This is a genomic window from Methanoculleus sp., from assembly GCF_030019085.1.
GTDB lineage: Archaea > Halobacteriota > Methanomicrobia > Methanomicrobiales > Methanoculleaceae > Methanoculleus.
The window spans coordinates 1-18,648 of record NZ_JASEFJ010000025.1 but is presented as its reverse complement, the minus strand read 5'-3'; the positions used below and the strand labels follow the sequence as shown (position 1 = coordinate 18,648).

Sequence of the window (18,648 nt, the reverse complement as noted above, 5' to 3'; positions counted from 1 at the left end):
TGGAGATCATGTAAGGCCCTCCGGGGCGGGTTCGATGAAGCAGGAAGCCGCGCCCTTCAGGGCGGGGTAGTTCACCTCATCTCAAACCCGACCTCAAACAACTGAAACGGAGATCCATATCCGGAAGGATATGCCAGGATTTGAAAACTCCGGGTTAAAGGTGGATTCAGTGATCAGATTGGACAAAATAGCTACTGTTTTGAAGGATCTGGTTATCGCAGAACTTGGCGAGCTTGATACACACTACAGAGAGAGTGTCAACAAGAAACTCTGTGCATTGTTTCAAATCTGATTTTTGAAGGGCGGCGGGGGCTGTTGCACGAACAAACTTCATTCTACTATAAGATAAAAATTGATCTCGATCTCAAGACCAAACCGATAAAATGACTCCAGTGAACCCAATCGGATCGCAAATTTATACTCCTGGAGGAATTTGATGAGTCATGCAACAGCCCCGGCGGAGTGACCTCTACATTCGTTGAACATGAACTTCCCGCTCCGTAAGTTATGGGGGCGCGGATTCGCCTCTGGTGCCCTGATATGGTCGTTACGGTCAGCCTTTTTCTCTTTCCCATCCTATCGTCCATCAGGAGGCTTACCAGGATGACCAACAAGAAGACCACCCGGGAGCCCGGTCTTACGAGACGAACCGGGACGTGAAGCGGATCTGCAAGACGCGACGGCCCACCGGGCCGAGGCGGGAGCACCGGAGGTGCGACTCGCTGCAAAGAATGAGAGCCGGCTCCTGGCGCTGGAGGGCTGGCGGGCGGAGAAGGCCGGAGAAGAGAGGAGGTTATCGACGGTGAGCGCCGGGGCCGGCGGGGTGGTGGCGGTGATTGTGCGGGTGAAGGGGCAACCCCCTCCCACATTTCGCCGGATTACCCGATACAGTTCTTCAACGAGATCGATCCGAACGTCGGCGGCGCACCAGCCCTAAGAGGGATGCACCGGAATCGAATCGCGTAAATTATCACCGGCCCGGCAGCCTCCCTGAACCCTCTGTCCGGACCCTCGACGATATGCGATGCGTGCTCGCCAACCCCGGACCTGTCCGGCAGCATGCCCCCCTGGACTGCATACCGCGACCTCGCCCTCACTGCCGGGGATCGTGCGTATCTTCGCGAGCAGAACGTCCGGTTCGACATCACCGCCATTCCTCCGGGCACCGTGGGCGGGGAGTACGTCAAGACCAGAGGGCACTACCACCCGCAGAGCCCCTCGGGCATCGATTAACCCGGGCTCTACCCTCTCCAGCGGAGCGTTCTCGGTGATATCGCTGTCGTCGCCGCAAGGGCGGGAGAGTTCGTCCTCATCCCGCCCGGCTACGACCATCAACCCCGGTAAGTGGATGCACGCCTGTGCAGCGGCCATGGCCGGCCGGACCACCGGCGCTTACCGCTCACCTTAAGTGATTGTTGACTATAAAGTAGTATACTTATGAATCAAAATCCTTTCGTAGACCGGGCAGGTGAACTACAGTTCCTCACCGATCGATATCGTTCCCCGGTTCCGGAGTGCCTGATCCTGTACGGGAGGCGGCGCGTGGGAAAGACAACGCTTCTTGCCCGATTCCTGCAGACGGTCCCGGGCTTTTACTTCCTGGCCTCAGAAGAAGGGACGGCAAGGAATGTCCAGGATTTCTCCCACTATGCAGGGGAGTACCTGAACGATCCGGATTTCGAGCGGAGCAGGTATCCCGACTGGGAGACAGTCATAAAAGCGCTGGTCAGGCACCGGAACTTTTCCCCTCCTTCAGGGCAGAAAGTGGTGATCGTCATCGATGAGTTCTCTTACCTCATCGCACGCGACCGGGCCACACCTTCCGTCTTTCAGAAGGTGTGGGATACGGTGCTCTCGCAGGAGCCGGTGATGCTCGTCATATCGGGTTCATCGGTCAGCACGATGGAGACCGAGGTGCTGGGGTACACAAGCCCGCTCTACGGCAGAAGGACGGGGCAGTGGCAGCTCGAGCCTCTCTCCTATCCCTACCTTCGCCGGTTCCTCCCCTACGATGAGGAGGAACTCGTCATGACATGGTGCGTGATCGGTGGGATCCCTGCTTATCTCTGTCTGTTTCGCCCCGACCGATCGTTCTGGGAGAATGTGGAGGAGCAGATTCTCCGGAAGGGAGCATACCTGTACTCTGAAGCCGAGATCCTGATGCAGTATGAGTTCCGCGAAGCAGGGAACTACATGGCTATTCTCCGCGCTCTCGCCGCAGGGTACACCGCTCTGGGACCCCTCTGTCAGGAGACCGGGCTTGATAAAGGGTTGGTCTCCAAGTACCTTGCCGTCCTCTCGCGTATGCATCTGATCAACGACGAGGTGCCGGTGACCGCCCATGCCGGCTACCGGAGAAGGCATTACCGGCTGACCGATCCCTACCTCAGGTTCTGGTTCCGTTTCGTGTATCCCCGGAGAGCAGAGACCGAGACGGGGCAGAGCGGGGAGGTGCTCGCCTCCATCAGGGAAGAGATCGCGCCCTATTGCGGAGAGATGTTCGAGCAACTTTGCCTCGACCTCGTTCGCAGGGGGATTCTGTTCTCCGGCTCCCCGTATTCGCGACTGGGGCGGTGGTGGCAGAAGGAGGCGGAGATCGATCTCGTAGGCCTGAATGAGGTCTCCGGGGATGCCCTCTTCTGCGAATGCAAATGGTCTGTTCTCAACCGCCGCCAGGCCCGCGGCCTCCTTGCGGCACTCCGGGAGAAAGCCTCCATGGTGGGATGGCGAAACGAGAGCAGGAACGAACGCTTTGCCCTGGCAGCAAAGAGCATAGAGGGCAAAGAGGATCTGAGAGAGGACGGCTACCTGGTCTGCGACCTGGAGGATATCGCCCGGCTTTCGCGGGAGTACCTGACACGGATGGGCGGGTGAGAGAGGGGATCTCTCTCGCCTTGCACGATCGTTCCCACCCGGTTACTGGCACGCTGATCTCCGTTTGATGTTTACTCGCTCCCGCCCCAAAGCCTGATGGCTTCTCAAGCTCCGGACATCCCGTCCGTCGCATCTATCACAACGCCACGATGTCGTGGTCATCGATAATCTCGCCGCCGGGCAGGTCAGGTGAAAGAACTCCCTTTTTGTGAGGACAAGCGTTTTGCTCACCCCGATGTCTCCCGATCCGGCACTATCTTCCACAAACTGTAAAATAGTACACTCCATAGTATACTACTTATGAGTGTCTTCCTCAACCGGGGCCGGGAACTCTCTCACCTTCATGAGCGGTACGGGAGCGACGGTGCGGAGTTCATCGTGCTCTATGGCCGGCGGCGGGTCGGGAAAAGCGAACTTATCGACCAGTTCCTCCGTACCGCTACTGGAATACACCTGGTCGCACGGGAAGAGTCGAAACACCTGCAGCTCCGGAGATTTTCTGCAGACCTGAGCGCCTATTTCAAAGATCCGTTTCTCCAGAAAACCGGTTTTTCAGACTGGGACAGTTTTTTCGAGTACCTTGTCCAGCACGCAGATGACCGTATCGTGATCGCCATCGATGAATTCCCCTATCTGATCAAGGAGGACCCCTCACTTCCCTCGATGCTTCAGGAATACTGGGACAGGCGCCTGAAGAAAACCCGGATATTTCTCATTCTGTCGGGGTCGAGCATATCGATGATGGAGTCCGCGACCATGGAGTATGGGAGCCCTCTTTTTGGCAGGAGGACGGGGCAGATCCTCCTGCAGCCCCTTCGATTCATCCATGTGCTTGAGTATATAGGGAATATGAAGAAGGCGGTCGAGTTCTACGCGGTCTTTGGGGGGACGCCGGCATACATCATGGCCGCCGATCCGGAATGGGACATTCTGAAGAATATCGAGGAGAGGGTGATGAGAGAAGATTCGTTTCTTTTCAGGGACGTGGAGTTCGTGCTCAGGGCCGAACTTGTCGAACCGAGGTATTACTTCTCCATCCTCTTCTCTCTTGCAGGGGGAAACCACCGGATCGGGCTCATCTGCAATGATACCGGTCTTTCTAAGAGTGTCGTCAACAAGTATCTCTCGATCCTTATCGGCCTGAAGTTGGTGCACCGGCGCATTCCCGTGACTGAAGGCCACAAGAGCAGAAAGGGGCTTTATTTCCTCTCAGACAACCTCTTCGACTTCTGGTTTTCTTTCGTCAATCCCCATCTTGATACGCTCGAACGCGGCAATGCCCCACTGGTTGTGGATCAGTACGTACGGCCGCAATTTGTGGGGTATGTCGGAAAACACTTCGATGAGATGGTGATGGATCTCTTCGATCGTATCAACGGAGAGGGTTTCCTGCCGTTCGTATTCACCAGGATTGGGGGCTGGTGGCACCGCGGGGAGGAGATCGATATCGTCTGTCTCGCTGAGAACCCGTACCGGATCCTGTTCTGCGAGTGTAAATGGCAGGATGGGGTCGATGCCGCAGAGGTCTTTGCGGGGCTGCGGCGGAAGGCACCGCTCGTCTCCTGGCACAACGACAGGCGGAGCGAGTACTTCTGTGTCGTTGCGCGGTCGTTCTCGCGCAGGGCCGAAGGGGAGGGGATCTCTCTCGACCTCGATGATTGTACGGCGCTCATGGAGCGTATGCAAAAGGACAGGGAGTGATTCTCACTCCACGTCCGGCGGCCTCCTTCTGGAGGCCTACATCCTCGAGGTGCCCTGCGGGAGAACACCGAGTGGGTCGAGACGGTCGAGGATGGCTGGAACGTCCTCGTCGGCGCGGATGCCAACCGGATCGTCTCGGAGGCTGATGCGGCCGGTGATGCGTGCCGGCAACACTCAGCCCGGTTCGGCGACGGGCATGCCGCCGTGCGGATCGCCGCGATCCTCAGAGAATTTGAACCCTGAAGACAAACCAGGGATGCAGACAATAGATGTGCCGGGTATCGAGCACGTCTACGGCTTCCAGCGGGACTCCGCTTCTTCCGGATACAGGATCACGATGCTCAACCAGGGGAGTCCCCGCTCAGGGGCGAGGAGCCCGGGCTCAAAGAGTTGCTGAGAGTAGTCGCCGGGTGCGGGGAGAATTCTCCTGCACCGCGGATTTTGCGAAGGTCGTCGGGTACGATGCAGTGACCCTCGCCATCCTGACGCCTTTTTCCCGATGAGCGAGAAGCAGGGAGTCAGGCACGACCGCGCGCGGCGCGGGGATGGGGGAGGAACTCAGACCTGGATGCCTGCCCGGGCAAGTGCATCCTTGATGGAGACAAGCTCCTTTCTGATCTCTGCAAATTCGTCGTCAAGGTGCTTCCTGGTATCACTCCGGAGCCCGACAATCTCCTCTTTTGTCTCTCTGGCGGTCTGGAGGGTTTCCTTGCCCACCTGGAGGGTTTCTTTGCCGACCTGGAGGGTTTCCTTGCCGACCTGGAGGGTTTCCTTGCCGACCTGGAGGCTCTGGTCTAGTTTCATATCCATGCTGTGCAGTACGTTCCCGGCGTAACCCAGCCACTCGAACGTCTCCTCCTGGATGTCTCCCCGGACGATCTCGAAATCGGCGTACTCTCCCGTTGCTTCTTCCCATCTGACGGTGAACGATTTGACTGCAATAGGTCTTCGTATGATATTGATCTCGTTGATGAATCCCCGAAGATCCTCTTCGCTCCCCTCAGCAACGATCTCGACCTCCCCGGTATCGAGGTTCTTCACGTACCCCGAGATATTCCGCTCAAACGTCTCGTTGTACACGTGCTCCCGATAGCCGACCCGCTGGACACGCCCCCGTGCGGTGGCCGCAAATCGTTTCATTCAATTTCACTCTGTATGGTGGACATAAATAGTTTCTCCGGATCTGCACTTCGCCCGGCGAAGCGCTGTCCGGACCCTTGCCTGCACCTTGAAGACAGAACAGAAATGCACACAATGACCAGGAACCTTGCTGCCCCATCAGGAAGCGCAGTCAGATCCGCCGGATCGGGGTCGTCGGGATCCCGGCAGCAGCGCTCTTTGCGGACGTTCCCGGGGTCGAACACGTCTACGGCCTCCGGCGGGCCTCGCCCTGTCGGGGTATAAGGTTGCGATGCTCGACCGGGGGAAGCGTAAAGCAAATGCGGTGTACCACTGGTTGCTGTAAGCCGGAGTAGTGCTCGACAGTTTCGCCTGGCTGCGTTGCCCCGATCCCGGAGGATCTTTCAGGGCACCGCCCGCAATCCAGATAGTCAGCCGGGAACTTCACCTGGTCGGGGATAGAAGTTCTCTGTAGGTGGTTGCCAGCGACCCCGTCTGATGCACCGGGCGTGTTCGCGGCATATGTCCCGGGGGATCACTCGCTCTTCGAGGAGATTGAAGACCCCGGTTCGGTCGTAGGCGTCATCGCCGCCTCCCTGAAATCGAGACCCTGCACCTTCACCTCACACCCTCCTCCCTGTTCCAGTCCCGGACCAGCCTCGCATAACACCCCTCGCAGACCTTCGTCTGTGCCTCCATGGATCGGTAGACCGCCCTGGCCGCTTTGCATACATCGCACCGGCCAATCTCGCTCTTCACCCGCTCAAACCCCCGGTGGTCGAGAACCCCGGGGAGAGGCTGCACCCTGACCCGCCGGGACGGCGCCGCGGCCGCGGTCGACCGCGGGGCGTTCTTGAGACAGGTGTAGCAGAGATACTCCTCGCTGTCGCGTCTCACCGACGACGTCGGCCGCCTGCCGCAGACGTGGCAGGGTTCGTCCTTTGAGACCGGGAGGGGGATGTAGTCAGCCGGATTGATGCCTGTGACCTGCGGGGGAGTCCCTGGTTCTGTTGTTATCCTCCCCCGGGTGTTACAGCCATATTGACAGCACCCTTCAGCAGACTTACAGCAGTTGCTGTCACTGAACGAAGCTGGATCTCGGGGTATTTTCTGATTATCCTCCCGATCCCTGGGTATCCCAATCTGGGTGACAGCACCTCCGGAAACAGAGCCCGACCCCTCCTCGATCTGCTGATGACAGCACCCTTCAGCAGACTTACAGCAGTTGCTGTCACTGAACGAAGCAGGATCTGGATGTCTTTTCTTATTATCCTCCCGATCTCTGGATATCCCGGTCTGGGTGACAGCACCTCCGGGAACAGAGCCTGACCCCTCCTCGATCTGCTGATGACAGCAGTTTTCAGCACGTTGACAGCAGGTGCTGTCAATGAGTGGGCGAAGAACCTGCGAGGTTTCCCGATTTTGCTCGTGATCCGGGACGTTCTCATTTTGAGTGACAGCAAAGTCGGAAACAGAGGTACCCCCCTCGTCACTGCGAGTCGCCTCGTGCGTGCTCTCCGTTCCTTTATTCTGCTGTACATGTGTGTGATCATATAGATGAATATCCTCATGTTGAGGGGCGTCTTTGGAATGGTCGCTTTTACGGGCGTTTTCTCGTTGACAGCAACTGCTGTCAACGTGCTGAAAACTGCTGTCATTGCTGTCAACATCCGGGTCATCGTCCAGCCAGACAAACGTTCCCCCGCTCCAGGCCCGGTAGACCTCAGCATCAAACGTGAAGTACTGCTCCCGGCGGCGGACCGTGACCCCGGCCCCGCCGTCCTCCGTCACCGTGGCATCGTAGAGGCTGATCGCCGGGCACTTCTCCAGGAGGCCGGAGTAGGGAGTCCCGCGGCTGGTGTAGCCGTTGAGGATCCGCCGGGTCTTCTGGTAGGAGAGGCCGAGAGCGCTCTGGAGACCCCGGACGGTGAAGACCTCGACCCCCATCTTCGCCACCGTTGCGAGCGCTGCTGCCTCGTTCTTCGTCAGTTTCGTCTCCTGCCCGCCGGTCGCCCCGGAGAGGGCGGCGTAGAGGTCCGCTGCCGCCCGAAAGTCCTCCTCCCGGGCGACCACCGCCCCGTCGTCGTCGCGGTCCCGCTGGAGGTAAAATAGCCGGGCATGGCACCTGATCAGGTCAAAGAGCATGCCGGGGTTCCGGCGGTTCTGGGTTGTGGAGAACCCTATCCGCCGGGCGAACGGGATCCGGACGGGGAGGACCTCTTCCCCCACCGCCTCCCAGATCGCCTGGCAAACCAGGGTATCATCCGCCGCCGGGTCCCGGCCGGCCGCTTCCCGCTCCTTCATGTGCTCAAGCACCCGCCGGTCCTGCTCGGCCGAGTCATCGATCCAGACAGTGAGCATCCGGTTCATCACCTGGTCGTCGCCCGGGTCATCGACCTTCGCAAGCCACCAGACACACCGCTCCGGGATGGTGCAGACCCGGAGTTTGCGCTCGGTCGTGAGCGTCCGGTGCTCGATCGGTTCCCGAAAGTTTGTGGTCGCTGATTTCAGGACCTCCTGGAGGTCGTCAGAGAGTGAGACGTCGTCGAAGAGGAAGACGGTGCCGGGCCGGAGGTCGTCGTCGTAGTAGAGCGCCCGGTCAGAGACCGTGCCCTTCAGGCGCGAGTCCTCCGGGATGAGGTTCTGCATCGTCGTGCAGGCATGGGTCTTCCCTTTCCCGGAGTTGCCGGAGATGGCGACATGGAGGCCGTTTGTGTTCTCGACCGACCGGGAGGCGACCGACATCGCGAGAGACTCCGCAACGGTCCGGTCGCCGACGTGGGTTTTGTTGAAGGTGTCGAGGATGAACCCGAGCGGGTCGCCGTCACGGAGGATGGCAAGGGCACGCTCGCGGTACTCATCCCCGGCGGGAGGAGGGGCGGGGTTCTCCTCCTCTTTTGTCCCTGCCCTCGCCTCCTGCTTTTTCTTCTGCTTCGGTTCATGCATCGCCCTGAGTTCCGGCCACCGCTGTGCTCCTCCGCCGCAACTTTGGTGGTGGCACCCGGCAAAGATCGCGCCGTTTGCGAACTGGATCGCAAACGCGCCGTCCTTGTGTGCGCTCGAGAACGGACACCCTGCAAGGACAAAGAGAGTCCCGCCCTGCCAGGGTCTGGTGCTCCGGACGGCGATCCCGTGCTCCGCGAGCCAGGAGGCAAGGTCGATGCCGGCGGTCTTTCGCCGTGGCAGCGGCTCCTCCCGGGGGATGAGACCCGCAAGGTGCTCGAGCCTCTCCCTGGAGAGAACCTCCATCTCTGCCGGCACCGAGATGATCCTTGATCGCCGGTGGGGGCGCTCCTGCGTGGAGTCGCCCTTCCGGGAGAGCGTCCCGTAGAGTTTCCAGATCCGGGCGGCGTTGTGGTTCGCGGCATCGACGGTGATCACATCGTTTGAGAAGAGGGCGTCGAGGGTTGCAAGAGCCCCCCGCACGACCGCGGTCGCCGCATCGTCGTTCGGGAGATCGATCCGGTACAGCAGGTGCGCCCCGTTCCCGGAGTCTGCCCGCAGGGGTTCGGGGAACCCCTGCCCGGCGAGGAAGGCCGCGACCCGCTCAGCGGCGGCAAGGGCGGCCGCATGCTCTTCTTCGGTCGACGAGACCCCGCTCGGTCTTACCGGGTCGATATCGACCGGGAACCAGCGCCGCCGGACGATATCGGCATCGGCCGTGGTCGCGTCTTTGCGGGAGAGCCGCATCTTGATCCGGTTCGCCCGGCGGGCAAGCAGGTCGGGGTTCACGGGGTTCAGGGTCAGATAGATCCCGGAGACCGCCGGATCTGCGTCCAGCGCCTCGACCGCCCGGGCGAGAGCCTCGTAATCGTCGAAGTAGCCCGAGTGCGTGGCACCGTCGGCAAGCGCCCGGACCTCGACCACGCCGTCGGCGATGATTTCCACCGCCCGGTGGATCTCTGGAGTCACAGCCCCGCCCCCGACGGAATGGGAAATAGCGGGGCGCTGGCTGCCTCCCCGCTGACCACCCGCCGGAACGTTGCCAGCGGGACGAGCCAGCAGCCCTCGCGGGTCTGGATCACCACCGCCCTGCCGGCGGGGTGGAGAGCAGCGTGGCCTTCGATCGTGACCTCGCCCGTTACAGCGCCTTGATTGTCCCGCCGCGACCTTGAGCGGAGGACCGGCGCCGGCTGGCCTGAGAAGATCAGGCTCCGCGCGTCCTCGGGCAGGATCCAGCAGGTCTCTGCCTCCACGTTGATGACGGCCCCGCCCTTCGCGGTGGACGCAAGGCTGCCCGGAGCGGGCATCAGACCCGCCTCCGTTCGACGTCGATGGTATACTGGTGGTTCCGTGTCCGGCGGATGCGGATCTCCCGGACCGCCCAGCCGTGCCGCCGGATCTCGGCAGCAACCGCCTGCGGCACGAGGTAGAGCGGAACAGACGATCCGCTTATATCTTCGGGCGGTGACGTATCTGAGGCGGCCTGGTGGAGAGTGTGGGTGTACTCTGGGTCCGGGCTGCCGCCCCCTTCAGCAGGGGTTCTTCTCCCGTGATTCATCGTTTCGATAACTCCTCTGCACCGGGGCTCTGCCCGGCGCATACATCATTATTCGGGCATATTTGGTAAAAAGGCTAATTCACAGGCCCTGAATTTGTTAACAAGCCCTTTATAAACGTATCTGTACCAGAAAATAAAATTCCAGAGTATCGAACCCAAAAGAGAGATCCCGGCAAGAATAGAGGTTAAAGGTCCGTTCACCTCTCCGGGGCGCAGGCCGCAAAGAGATCCCCGGGGTCGTAGCGGAGGACGACGACCTGCTGGCCCCCGGCGCCGCGGAGGAGGTCGACGATCCCGGCCGCGGCGAGTCGCCGCAGCCTGTTATAGTAGGTTGTCTTCCCGACGGCGATGTAGTCCCGCATCTCTTCAAAGACCGCCCCCGAGAGCATCTCCTCCCCGGATAGCGACCGCTCGGCAAGCCCGTAGAGGAGTGCACGCTCGCCCGGCGCGAGCGCTGCAACCCTGACCTCGAGCGCCGGCGACCTTATCCCGGGGGCCACGGAGATGAGATCCTCCTTTGTGACCCGGCGGCGGCCATCCACCTCCGCCCGGAGGACGGCCGCCTTGATGAGGGCGATCCCGAGCCTGATGTCCCCGGCATCGCCGGCCATTCCAGCGGCAAGGTCGATGACCGCCGGGGGCATCACGCCGGGGTAGAGCCCCTGTCTGACGCGGTCGGTGAGGATCTCGCGGATCTCGGTCTTCGCGTAGGGCGGAAAGAAGATCTCGGTGGGGTGGAAGACCGAGCGCACCGCTCCGTCGGCCTCGGCGTAGAGTTGCATCTCGAGATCGCTTGTGACCACAATGACGCCGGGCGCCCTGAGATCTTCCCAGCCTTCGTAGAGCCTGAGGACCTGGTAGAGGAGGTTGTTATAGGTGCCTGCCGCGACGAGGTGTTCTGCGTCGTCGAAGCAGACCAGGAGTGCCGCGTCTGTTTCACGGAGGGCTGCTGCGATCGCCTCCCTGATGTCCTCGAGGCGGCGCGAGGGGGTCTTGTATCCAAAGAGCTGGCCTGCGATGCGCTGGTAGACGGCAAGCGTGGTATGGTCGTGCCGGCAGTTGATGTAGATGGGAACGGCCCTGCGGGTGGCCTCTTTGAGTTCGGCAAAGATCCTGTGGACGGTTGATGTCTTCCCGGTGCCCGGGGGACCGCGGAGGATGGCGTTTTCCGGGCTTGCGCCCCGGAGGGCGGGGCTGATGAGGAAGGCGAGTTCCTTCACCTGGGCTTCGCGGTGGCAGAGTTGCTCGGGGACAAACGAGGCCTCAAAGACCTCGATGTCCCGAAAGAGCGTCTGGTCGTGGTTGAGAAGCGGAATACGTTTCATGGATCAGAGTCTTGAAGGAGTTTCTTATTAATGGAAGGCCGCGCGGGGTGAAAGTGAACAGGTGAACGTCTTGCAAATCCTCCCCGGGGCATCATCCGATCCCGTTTTCCCTGCAGGATCGGGGGTTTCCGGCCGGGGATCGCCCGGGGCGGTCTTCATCCTCCTCTCTGTGTTTGACCCGCCCAGGATCACCGGGAGCGCATTATCCGGCGGCCGGGGGATGGTTCTTCATCGACGGCGGGGCGCGGGCTCTGCCCCTTCCCGGCGATGAAATGGGGCGGGTTTCGCTCGATATCGTCCTTGCCGGCGCCGCCCTGGATATGGCGGGAGAGTGGCGCGCGCGGATGGAGGTGCGGCAGGTGCGGCAGGGGGGGTGGGGGTGCTTTCTTCCTGGCCGGGTGGGCCGATCCGGGTCGGAGAGCGCTGGGGCGCGCGGGGTGGGGTGGGGTGTGAGAGAGTTCCCGGTGACACGTCGAGACAGGGGAGGGGGACGTGCCGTCCCCCTCCCCGTCAGCCCCTCCCCGGGAGGGTGATTCACCATAGATACGGTGTCCGGGAGTGCATCCCTCCGGGACGTCTCGCTCACGCTCTCCTTGCATGTCCTTCCCGGACTATCGCCGATCACTGCCCGCGCCCTTGAGGGGGGCGGGAGGAGGCCGCGTCAGCGGCCGGGTGGTGGGGGTGATTCCACGAAAGGCCGTATTTCCGATGACATGCAGGAGACAGGGGCGGGGGAAGTTCCTTCCCCCTCCCCGTCGGCCCCTCCCCGGGAGGGTGATTCACCATAGATACGGTGTCCGGGAGCATCCCTCCGGGAACTATGTTGAAGGACTCCATCCGAAGAGTTCACTCACTTGCGCTCCCCCTCCACGGCCTTCCTTGCTATCATCACGCACTGCCCGCCCCCCTTGAGGGGGTGGTCCCACGAAAATCGTTCAACCTGACGTGTCGAGACAGGGGCGGGGGACGTGCCGCCCCCCTCCCCGTCGGCCCCTCCCCGTCGGCCCCTCCCCACTGGGGTGATTCTCCATCGATACAGTGCCCACCGGGGATTCCATCGCCCGGTTTTCCCGGGGAGAAAACCCTACAGATGTATCAGGTGGGCACCCACGACGGCATCGCCACCGGGCGCTGGCCTGGAGGAGATCGAGCATCTCCCTGCCTGGTGATGTTCATCGAGGGGGAGCATCACCCACCTCAATGGAGACCGTCCGTGGCACGGGATGATGGGATCTTCCACCCCTGCCGCGGGAGTCCCACTCGAAGCCGCGCGGGATTCCAGGTTCATGCATCATCTCGCGGCCGGGGCGCGTGTTTGCCGGTGCAGGGGTGCACGACCTGATGACGTCATCGGGCGCTGCGCCGGGGGGGGGGTGCTCTGCGTGGATCATTTCACCTGCCGCGGCACCACCGACAACAGAAACAAACATAACTAATACCCGCCCCGCCAACAATCTCTGAAGGGAATTATGCGGATGCATGCGATCCTCCAGCAGGACCCGGAGATCTGGCGCCTCTTCACCTGTGCGGAGGAGTACAACGGATCATTTCGGGACGGCTACGACCGTTTCCCCCACTACATGAGCAACAACCGGGAGCCCTTTGAACCTCGCGCCTCGCGCTACCTCGTCGAGAAGGGCTACCGCCCCGAGTACCCTGACGGTCAGCCGTTCGCCGTCTGCCTCACCCACGACATCGATGCGGTCTACCGCTCCGCTCTCTCTAAGGGGTATGCGACCCTCTCCGCCCTGAAGAGGGGGAATCTCGCCGGAGCCCTCGCAAGCGCAAGGCAACTCCGGTCAAAGAGGCTCCCCTTCTGCAACTTCCGGGAGATAATGGCTCTCGAGGAGGAGTACGGCGCCCGGTCGAGTTTCTACTTCCTCGCCCTCGCCCCCGGGGACCAGGACTACTCGTATGACGTCCGAGACTTTGAGGAGGAGATCGGGATGATCGCTGATGCTGGCTGGGAGGTCGGGCTCCACGGGGGTCACCGTGCCTACTGCGACCCGGAAGCCCTCGCGGTCGAGAAGCAGCGGCTGGAGGCGGTCCTGGGGCGGCCGGTCATCGGCTACCGGAACCACTTCCTCCGGTTCCGCGTCCCGGAGACCTGGGAGCACCTCAGCCGCGCAGGGTTCCGCTACGATGCCACCTTCGGGTATGCTGACTGTGTCGGGTTCAGGAACGGGATGTGTCATCCCTTCAGGCCCTATAACCTCCAGGCCGGCCGCGAGATTGAGATCCTGGAGATCCCGCTCACGGTCATGGACTGCACCCTTGATGCCTACATGCGGCTCGACGCCGGGAGGGCCTGGGAGGTCACCCACCACCTCATCGACGCAACCGAGCGCTGCCATGGGGTGTTTACCCTCCTCTGGCATAATACCTACATGGAGGGGGAGCGGCTGAAGTTTTATGAGAAGATTTTAAGATACTGTAGGGAGAAGGGAGCGTGGATGACGAGCGGGGAAGAGATTCTGAATGCTGTGGATAAATAGGTAACATAAATGTTTGGTGATCAACTTGCATAGAGTCTTCATAACCGACGCGGGATATAAGCATACACTTGGGGCGGTGAGAAGTCTCGGGAAAAGGGGGTTCTATGTTATAGCAGGAGCGCCAGGAAAACATGCTCAATCATTCTACTCAAAATACTGTAGTGAACCTGTAATCTATCCGGATCCCAGAGATGAAATGCAATTTATTGATTTTTTGATAGATTTCCTGGAAAAAAACAAGGTTGACGTCCTCCTCCCCATCGGCTATCTCACGACTGTGGCCATCTCCAAGTATAAGGATGAACTTCTTAATTACACGAAAGTACCAGTTGCAGACTATCAATCCATGCAAATTGCGAGTGATAAGTATCAGACAATGAAACTGGCCAGAACCCTGGGGATTCCCACACCACTGGAGTATAACTCAATCGAAGATGTTAATGCATATCCTGTCGTGGCAAAAGGTATATACGAGTCAGGACGGGTCAGATATATAAATTCAGCGGAGGAGTTAAACCAGCTTTCCCTTTCTGATCATATCCTCCAGGAGTATATTCCAGGAGAGGGGTTTGGTTTTTACGCCCTATTCAATAAAGGAGAAGAACGTGCTATTTTTATGCATAAAAGGATGAGAGAGTATCCTGTGACAGGCGGAGCAAGCACTGCTGCTCGGAGCACATATGACCCGGAACTGAGGGATCTGGGGCTTACTCTGCTTAAGGCACTTGATTGGCATGGTGTTGCCATGGTAGAGTTTAAGAAAGATTCAAGGGACGGTAAGTACAAACTGATGGAGATCAACCCCAAGTTCTGGGGATCGTTAGATCTCTCCATCGCATCGGGTGTAGACTTTCCTTACCTTGATGTCATGATGGCTCTGGAAGGTGACATCCAGCCGATCTTTGATTATGACAGAGATGTGAAGTTTCGGTGGCCGTTTCCTGATGATACCTTACACGTGCTTGCAAACCCCGGGTCATCAAAGAACGTTATCAAGGAGCTCTTCGATAAGACTGCAAAAAGTAACATCGAATTAGATGACATAAAACCAAACCTGCTCCAGTTGTACCAAACCGGAATCTCAATAATTGGACGTATAAGAAACGGAGATTTAAAGTATCCTCATGGAAAACCAGAGACAGGTGTATGATTGATCTTCATATTCACTCAAAATACTCTTTTGACTCCCTGCTATCCCCGAAAACCATATTAAAAGTGGCAAAGAAAAAGGGTCTGACCGGGATCGCAGTGACCGATCACAATACCATCAGAGGCGGATTGGAAGTTAGAAATATCAATAAAGACAGTGATTTTACTGTTATCGTAGGAAGTGAGGTACAGACTGAGATCGGTGATATCATCGGATTATGTCTAAATGAAGAAATAAAATCAAGAATTTCTATTGAAGTTCTTGAGGAAATAAAAGACCAAGAGGGATTTGTGGTATTACCACATCCTTTCAGGGGGCATAAGCTTAACCAATATATCATTGAGCATTCAGATGCCATTGAAGTATTTAATGGAAGATCAACTCCTGAAGAGAATAATAATGCTTTAGAATTGGCAAAGAAATATAATAAACCATTTACTGCAGGGAGTGATGCACATTTTGCATCAGAAATTGGGAATGGCCGAATAGGCGTCAACTTAAGTGCATCAGAAAATGTCGAAAACGAGCCTCTTATTGATGCATTGGGCATAAATGGGCAGCAAAGTCCGCGGTACTTAGTGGATGCAAGTCAGGTGATCAAATCACTGAAACACATGGAGTACTTACAGAGTATTCAGCACACTGCTTGCCTTGCGTATCGCATTTTAATGAGTAGGCATTAGATGTAGTAAGAAACGCCCTTGAGGTTAAGGGGTTCCTAGGCGCTTTTGGCAAGTATCCGAATAATAGGTAAATCCAGTCGTGTGTATTTTGGCGCGACCAAACTTTTGACTTTGATGATCCCATTCCTTGCCACAAGGTTACAGGTAGCAGTAAAAAAATCCATTAAATTAAGATCTCCATACCTTTGCTTTTCACTGATAAAATTAAAATAGCGATTCCATAGTGAAAGGCGTTCTATGGATCTATCCCAGTAATGGGGATTACCTTCAGTCTCAAGAGAAATTATTTGATATCCGCAATTTTCTAAAGATAAGCGCAAGCTTTTTGCTGAAAATGACCAAAAGTGTTGCCCCATAGAACTCCAAGGAAATGTGTCAATCTTCATAACGGGCCCTTCTTGCTCGGCATTTGGTATTTCTAAAAACAAAAAATGTTCTTTTAGGTTCTTCTTTAGTAAAGCAAGAAGTTCAAAAGGGTTATGGAGATGTTCTAAAACGTGTATTAACGAGATCAAATTTGTTTCCGGGTAATTTAACGAGATCTCTGTAATCAAATCCTCATTTAATGTCCCTTTATTTAAGTTCACTTCTAAATTCTCTCTGCCCCACCGAACTGAAACCTCATCAGGTTCGATACCCATAGTAGAGTTGATTGAACCAAAACTCTGAAGATAGGATAAAACCCACCCTCGCCCAGCTCCGAATTCGAGATAATTTATCTTTGAGAGGTCTATCTGTTCATTTGATAATTTTCGCAGAATAAACGATCCTTGTCGTCTTGCCATTTCCATTTCAATACTTTCTGGATATCGGAAGTATCTACTGGTATAATAACTGTAAATCGCTTCAATGCTGGGCAAGGGAGTTCGAAAATATAACCCACAGTTTGGACAATAATAAGTTGAAGATTCAATTAAACCAAGTAAATAAACCGAGTTAATATTTTTTGTGCCACAATTGCAAACGGGGCAGTTCATATAGCATCTCTTTTTGTCAGACAGTTTTTCTCTAGCTTAAAATAAATGTAACTATTGAGGCCATCAATCCAATGCCCTTGCTAATTTGATGGCAACTTTCGGCGACAACACAGATCCCTCCTCATCCCCCTCACTCTGTATAATCAGAATCCTCCACCTCATCTCCCACCCTCTCATAGAGACGATACCTCGAGCCTTGAGAGCAAATTGTGGCAGATCCTGGAAAACTGAAGACAGCTCCCGCTCTTCATGCCCCCCATATTTCGGGGGGAAGTTCCCTCAACTCCAACTGAGTATCAGATTCCCTCAGACCAGTGCACTCAGGTGCGTTGGATTCTTCGAACTGAGTAACTCCGTGAGATTGAACCCGAGTTCAATCTCTTCAATTCTGTCTTCTTTTGCCAAAAACCCGGTGTTAGAAGCCAGATATATATACCTGACGGAACAGCCCTCACCGAGGCGCAAAAAATTAGCAGACCGGGTAACTCTCCGGTAAAAACCGGGTAAACTGGCAAGGTGCGCCAGAGGCGCGCATACTACCGGAAAAGAGAGGAGGGTTTATATGTCAGATCGTTGATTTGATGGGCTCCTATAATCATTGGACACAAGCCTCCCGATTTCCAGAAAATCCATACTATCCATTCATCCCTTCTTAACGAAAGGTTAGTGGTGGATCTTACACAATTACCTAAGTTTTAAATATTTGCCTGCGTTCTTTTTATGAAGGTGAAGGAAGAATGAGAATAGCATTTGACCGCCAAAACTACATTGATTATTACGAGGAAATATCACAAAAATACCCTGAGGGCGAAATCGTTATGGGTTCACTGGTTGGTCGATTGAGGATTAAAAGATTGTTAAATTATTTAGATATTTTTTCAAAGGAGGGAGGGTTAGTTTTAGATGCTGGTTGTTCTAATGGGGTTCTTTTATTATCTTACATTAAAGAGAAAGATGGAAGAAAAGCCGTAGGTATCGATATAGGTTCTGGAAATTTGAAAAATGCGTTTAGCACTGCCAAGGATCTTGAGGTTGAAAGAAACACCTATTTTTTAGTGGGAGATTGTGTGGATTTACCGTTTAAGAACAATTCTTTTGACACACTTATATGTTCAGAAGTTATTGAACACTTATTTGAACCAGACAGAGCAATAAATGAATTTGATAGAGTTTTAAAATCAGAAGGGATTTTGATTGTGACAACCCCAAACCCTTTGCACATTTTTAAAAAAATAAATCCTACATTTTGGTGTAAATGTGTGTTGAGTAGCTTAAAAAGTGTTGTGCTTGTAGAGAAAACTTATGAGATTAGCACTACTCCAGCGGTAGAAAAATATGGAGTAACCCCAACACGATATAAACATACAGAGTTTGCACCTTTTGAACTCGAAAAAATGTTACCTTCTACATTTAAGTTAATTGATTTAAAAAGTATTATTTTCCCACTTCCATTACTTCAGAGATGGTCTAAAAGTGAAACTTTACTTTCTTTTTTTTCAAAAATTTGTGAGACTTGCCCGATCTTGAGCAAGTTGGGCATTTGGTCTGTTTTGGTAGCAAGAAAAAAATAACTGGTGATAAAAATAATGAGCGGCATCACAAACGTAAAAAGCACCACAATTACTTACTTCTTGTTGCTGATAAGATAGTGTAACGAATCTTCTGTAAAAATGAGTAACAGGTCAGGACCCCCTCCATCGGTCCCTTGCCCTTACCCATCACATCACAATCCCCCTTTTCTGAAAATATGCTCGTATAACCGTTAGATCCGACTATCCGCATTAATCTTCACCCTCCTCTGAATATTCAAAACCGTAAGATCT

Annotated in this window: 18 protein-coding genes and 1 pseudogene; 12 read left to right on the top strand and 7 right to left on the bottom strand. The window is 56.0% G+C overall.

From position 1 onward, the window contains the following. Positions 1–88: 88 nt before the first annotated feature. From QMC91_RS10030 to QMC91_RS10025, 8 genes and pseudogenes are all read left to right on the top strand, one after another. A pseudogene (locus tag QMC91_RS10030) lies at positions 89–292 on the top strand (type II toxin-antitoxin system PemK/MazF family toxin); the annotation flags it as partial. 215 nt (positions 293–507) lie between these two features. Further along, on the top strand, positions 508–660 hold the full coding sequence (locus QMC91_RS08920) for a hypothetical protein (RefSeq protein ID WP_300237832.1): 153 nt from the start codon (positions 508–510) through the stop codon (positions 658–660). A 52-nt stretch (positions 661–712) separates the two neighbouring features. Continuing rightward, positions 713–937 carry a hypothetical protein gene (locus QMC91_RS08915; protein ID WP_300237830.1) on the top strand — a complete coding sequence of 75 codons (225 nt, stop codon included), beginning with the start codon at positions 713–715 and terminating at the stop codon, positions 935–937. A gap of 122 nt (positions 938–1,059) precedes the next feature. After that, entirely contained in the window at positions 1,060–1,233 is a 174-nt protein-coding gene (locus QMC91_RS08910; RefSeq protein WP_300237828.1) for a glucose-6-phosphate isomerase family protein, read from the top strand. Between the two features lie 204 nt (positions 1,234–1,437). After that, positions 1,438–2,874 (top strand): ATP-binding protein, encoded by a 1,437-nt coding sequence (locus tag QMC91_RS08905; RefSeq protein WP_300237826.1) that lies wholly within the window; start codon positions 1,438–1,440, stop codon positions 2,872–2,874. Positions 2,875–3,174: 300 nt separating this feature from the next. Next, positions 3,175–4,575 carry an ATP-binding protein gene (locus QMC91_RS08900; protein WP_300237824.1) on the top strand — a complete coding sequence of 467 codons (1,401 nt, stop codon included), beginning with the start codon at positions 3,175–3,177 and terminating at the stop codon, positions 4,573–4,575. 54 nt (positions 4,576–4,629) lie between these two features. Then, positions 4,630–4,818 carry a UDP-N-acetylglucosamine 2-epimerase gene (locus QMC91_RS08895; protein WP_300237834.1) on the top strand — a complete coding sequence of 63 codons (189 nt, stop codon included), beginning with the start codon at positions 4,630–4,632 and terminating at the stop codon, positions 4,816–4,818. A 13-nt stretch (positions 4,819–4,831) separates the two neighbouring features. Beyond that, complete coding sequence (locus tag QMC91_RS10025; RefSeq protein ID WP_366944398.1) at positions 4,832–4,972, top strand: hypothetical protein; 141 nt, start codon at positions 4,832–4,834, stop codon at positions 4,970–4,972. A gap of 161 nt (positions 4,973–5,133) precedes the next feature. Here the strand turns inward: QMC91_RS10025 and QMC91_RS08885 are convergent, their stop codons facing one another. The 6 genes from QMC91_RS08885 to QMC91_RS08860 form a co-directional block, all read right to left on the bottom strand. After that, on the bottom strand, positions 5,134–5,715 hold the full coding sequence (locus QMC91_RS08885) for an acylphosphatase (protein ID WP_300237822.1): 582 nt from the start codon (positions 5,713–5,715) through the stop codon (positions 5,134–5,136). A 597-nt stretch (positions 5,716–6,312) separates the two neighbouring features. Continuing rightward, positions 6,313–9,606: a hypothetical protein gene (locus QMC91_RS08880; RefSeq protein WP_300237820.1), complete on the bottom strand. Its 3,294-nt coding sequence runs from the start codon at positions 9,604–9,606 to the stop codon at positions 6,313–6,315. Continuing rightward, positions 9,603–9,944, bottom strand: a complete 342-nt coding sequence (locus QMC91_RS08875) for a hypothetical protein (protein ID WP_300237818.1) — start codon at positions 9,942–9,944, stop codon at positions 9,603–9,605. The genes QMC91_RS08880 and QMC91_RS08875 overlap by 4 nt, the downstream gene beginning before the upstream one ends. Next, positions 9,944–10,237 carry a hypothetical protein gene (locus QMC91_RS08870; RefSeq protein ID WP_300237816.1) on the bottom strand — a complete coding sequence of 98 codons (294 nt, stop codon included), beginning with the start codon at positions 10,235–10,237 and terminating at the stop codon, positions 9,944–9,946. The genes QMC91_RS08875 and QMC91_RS08870 overlap by 1 nt, the downstream gene beginning before the upstream one ends. Positions 10,238–10,392: 155 nt before the next feature. After that, a complete protein-coding gene (locus tag QMC91_RS08865) occupies positions 10,393–11,520 on the bottom strand; it encodes an AAA family ATPase (RefSeq protein WP_300237814.1) in 1,128 nt (375 codons plus the stop codon). A 188-nt stretch (positions 11,521–11,708) separates the two neighbouring features. Continuing rightward, complete coding sequence (locus QMC91_RS08860; RefSeq protein WP_300237812.1) at positions 11,709–12,119, bottom strand: hypothetical protein; 411 nt, start codon at positions 12,117–12,119, stop codon at positions 11,709–11,711. An 870-nt stretch (positions 12,120–12,989) separates the two neighbouring features. On the opposite strand from QMC91_RS08860, the gene QMC91_RS08855 reads away from it, so the two are divergent. From QMC91_RS08855 to QMC91_RS08845, 3 genes are read left to right on the top strand one after another with little or no spacing between them, the layout of a single operon-like run. Further along, entirely contained in the window at positions 12,990–14,015 is a 1,026-nt protein-coding gene (locus QMC91_RS08855; RefSeq protein WP_300237810.1) for a polysaccharide deacetylase family protein, read from the top strand. A gap of 16 nt (positions 14,016–14,031) precedes the next feature. Further along, entirely contained in the window at positions 14,032–15,165 is a 1,134-nt protein-coding gene (locus QMC91_RS08850; RefSeq protein ID WP_300237808.1) for an ATP-grasp domain-containing protein, read from the top strand. Next, the gene (locus QMC91_RS08845; protein WP_300237806.1) at positions 15,162–15,848 is read left to right on the top strand and encodes a PHP domain-containing protein; all 687 of its coding nucleotides are present in this window, start codon (positions 15,162–15,164) and stop codon (positions 15,846–15,848) included. Before QMC91_RS08850 ends, QMC91_RS08845 begins: the two co-directional genes overlap by 4 nt. 35 nt (positions 15,849–15,883) lie before the next feature. On the opposite strand, the gene QMC91_RS08840 is transcribed toward QMC91_RS08845, so the two are convergent. Then, complete coding sequence (locus tag QMC91_RS08840) at positions 15,884–16,825, bottom strand: class I SAM-dependent methyltransferase (protein ID WP_300237804.1); 942 nt, start codon at positions 16,823–16,825, stop codon at positions 15,884–15,886. Between the two features lie 737 nt (positions 16,826–17,562). Here QMC91_RS08840 and QMC91_RS08835 point away from each other — a divergent pair. Continuing rightward, complete coding sequence (locus tag QMC91_RS08835; protein ID WP_300237802.1) at positions 17,563–18,396, top strand: class I SAM-dependent methyltransferase; 834 nt, start codon at positions 17,563–17,565, stop codon at positions 18,394–18,396. Positions 18,397–18,648: the final 252 nt, after the last annotated feature.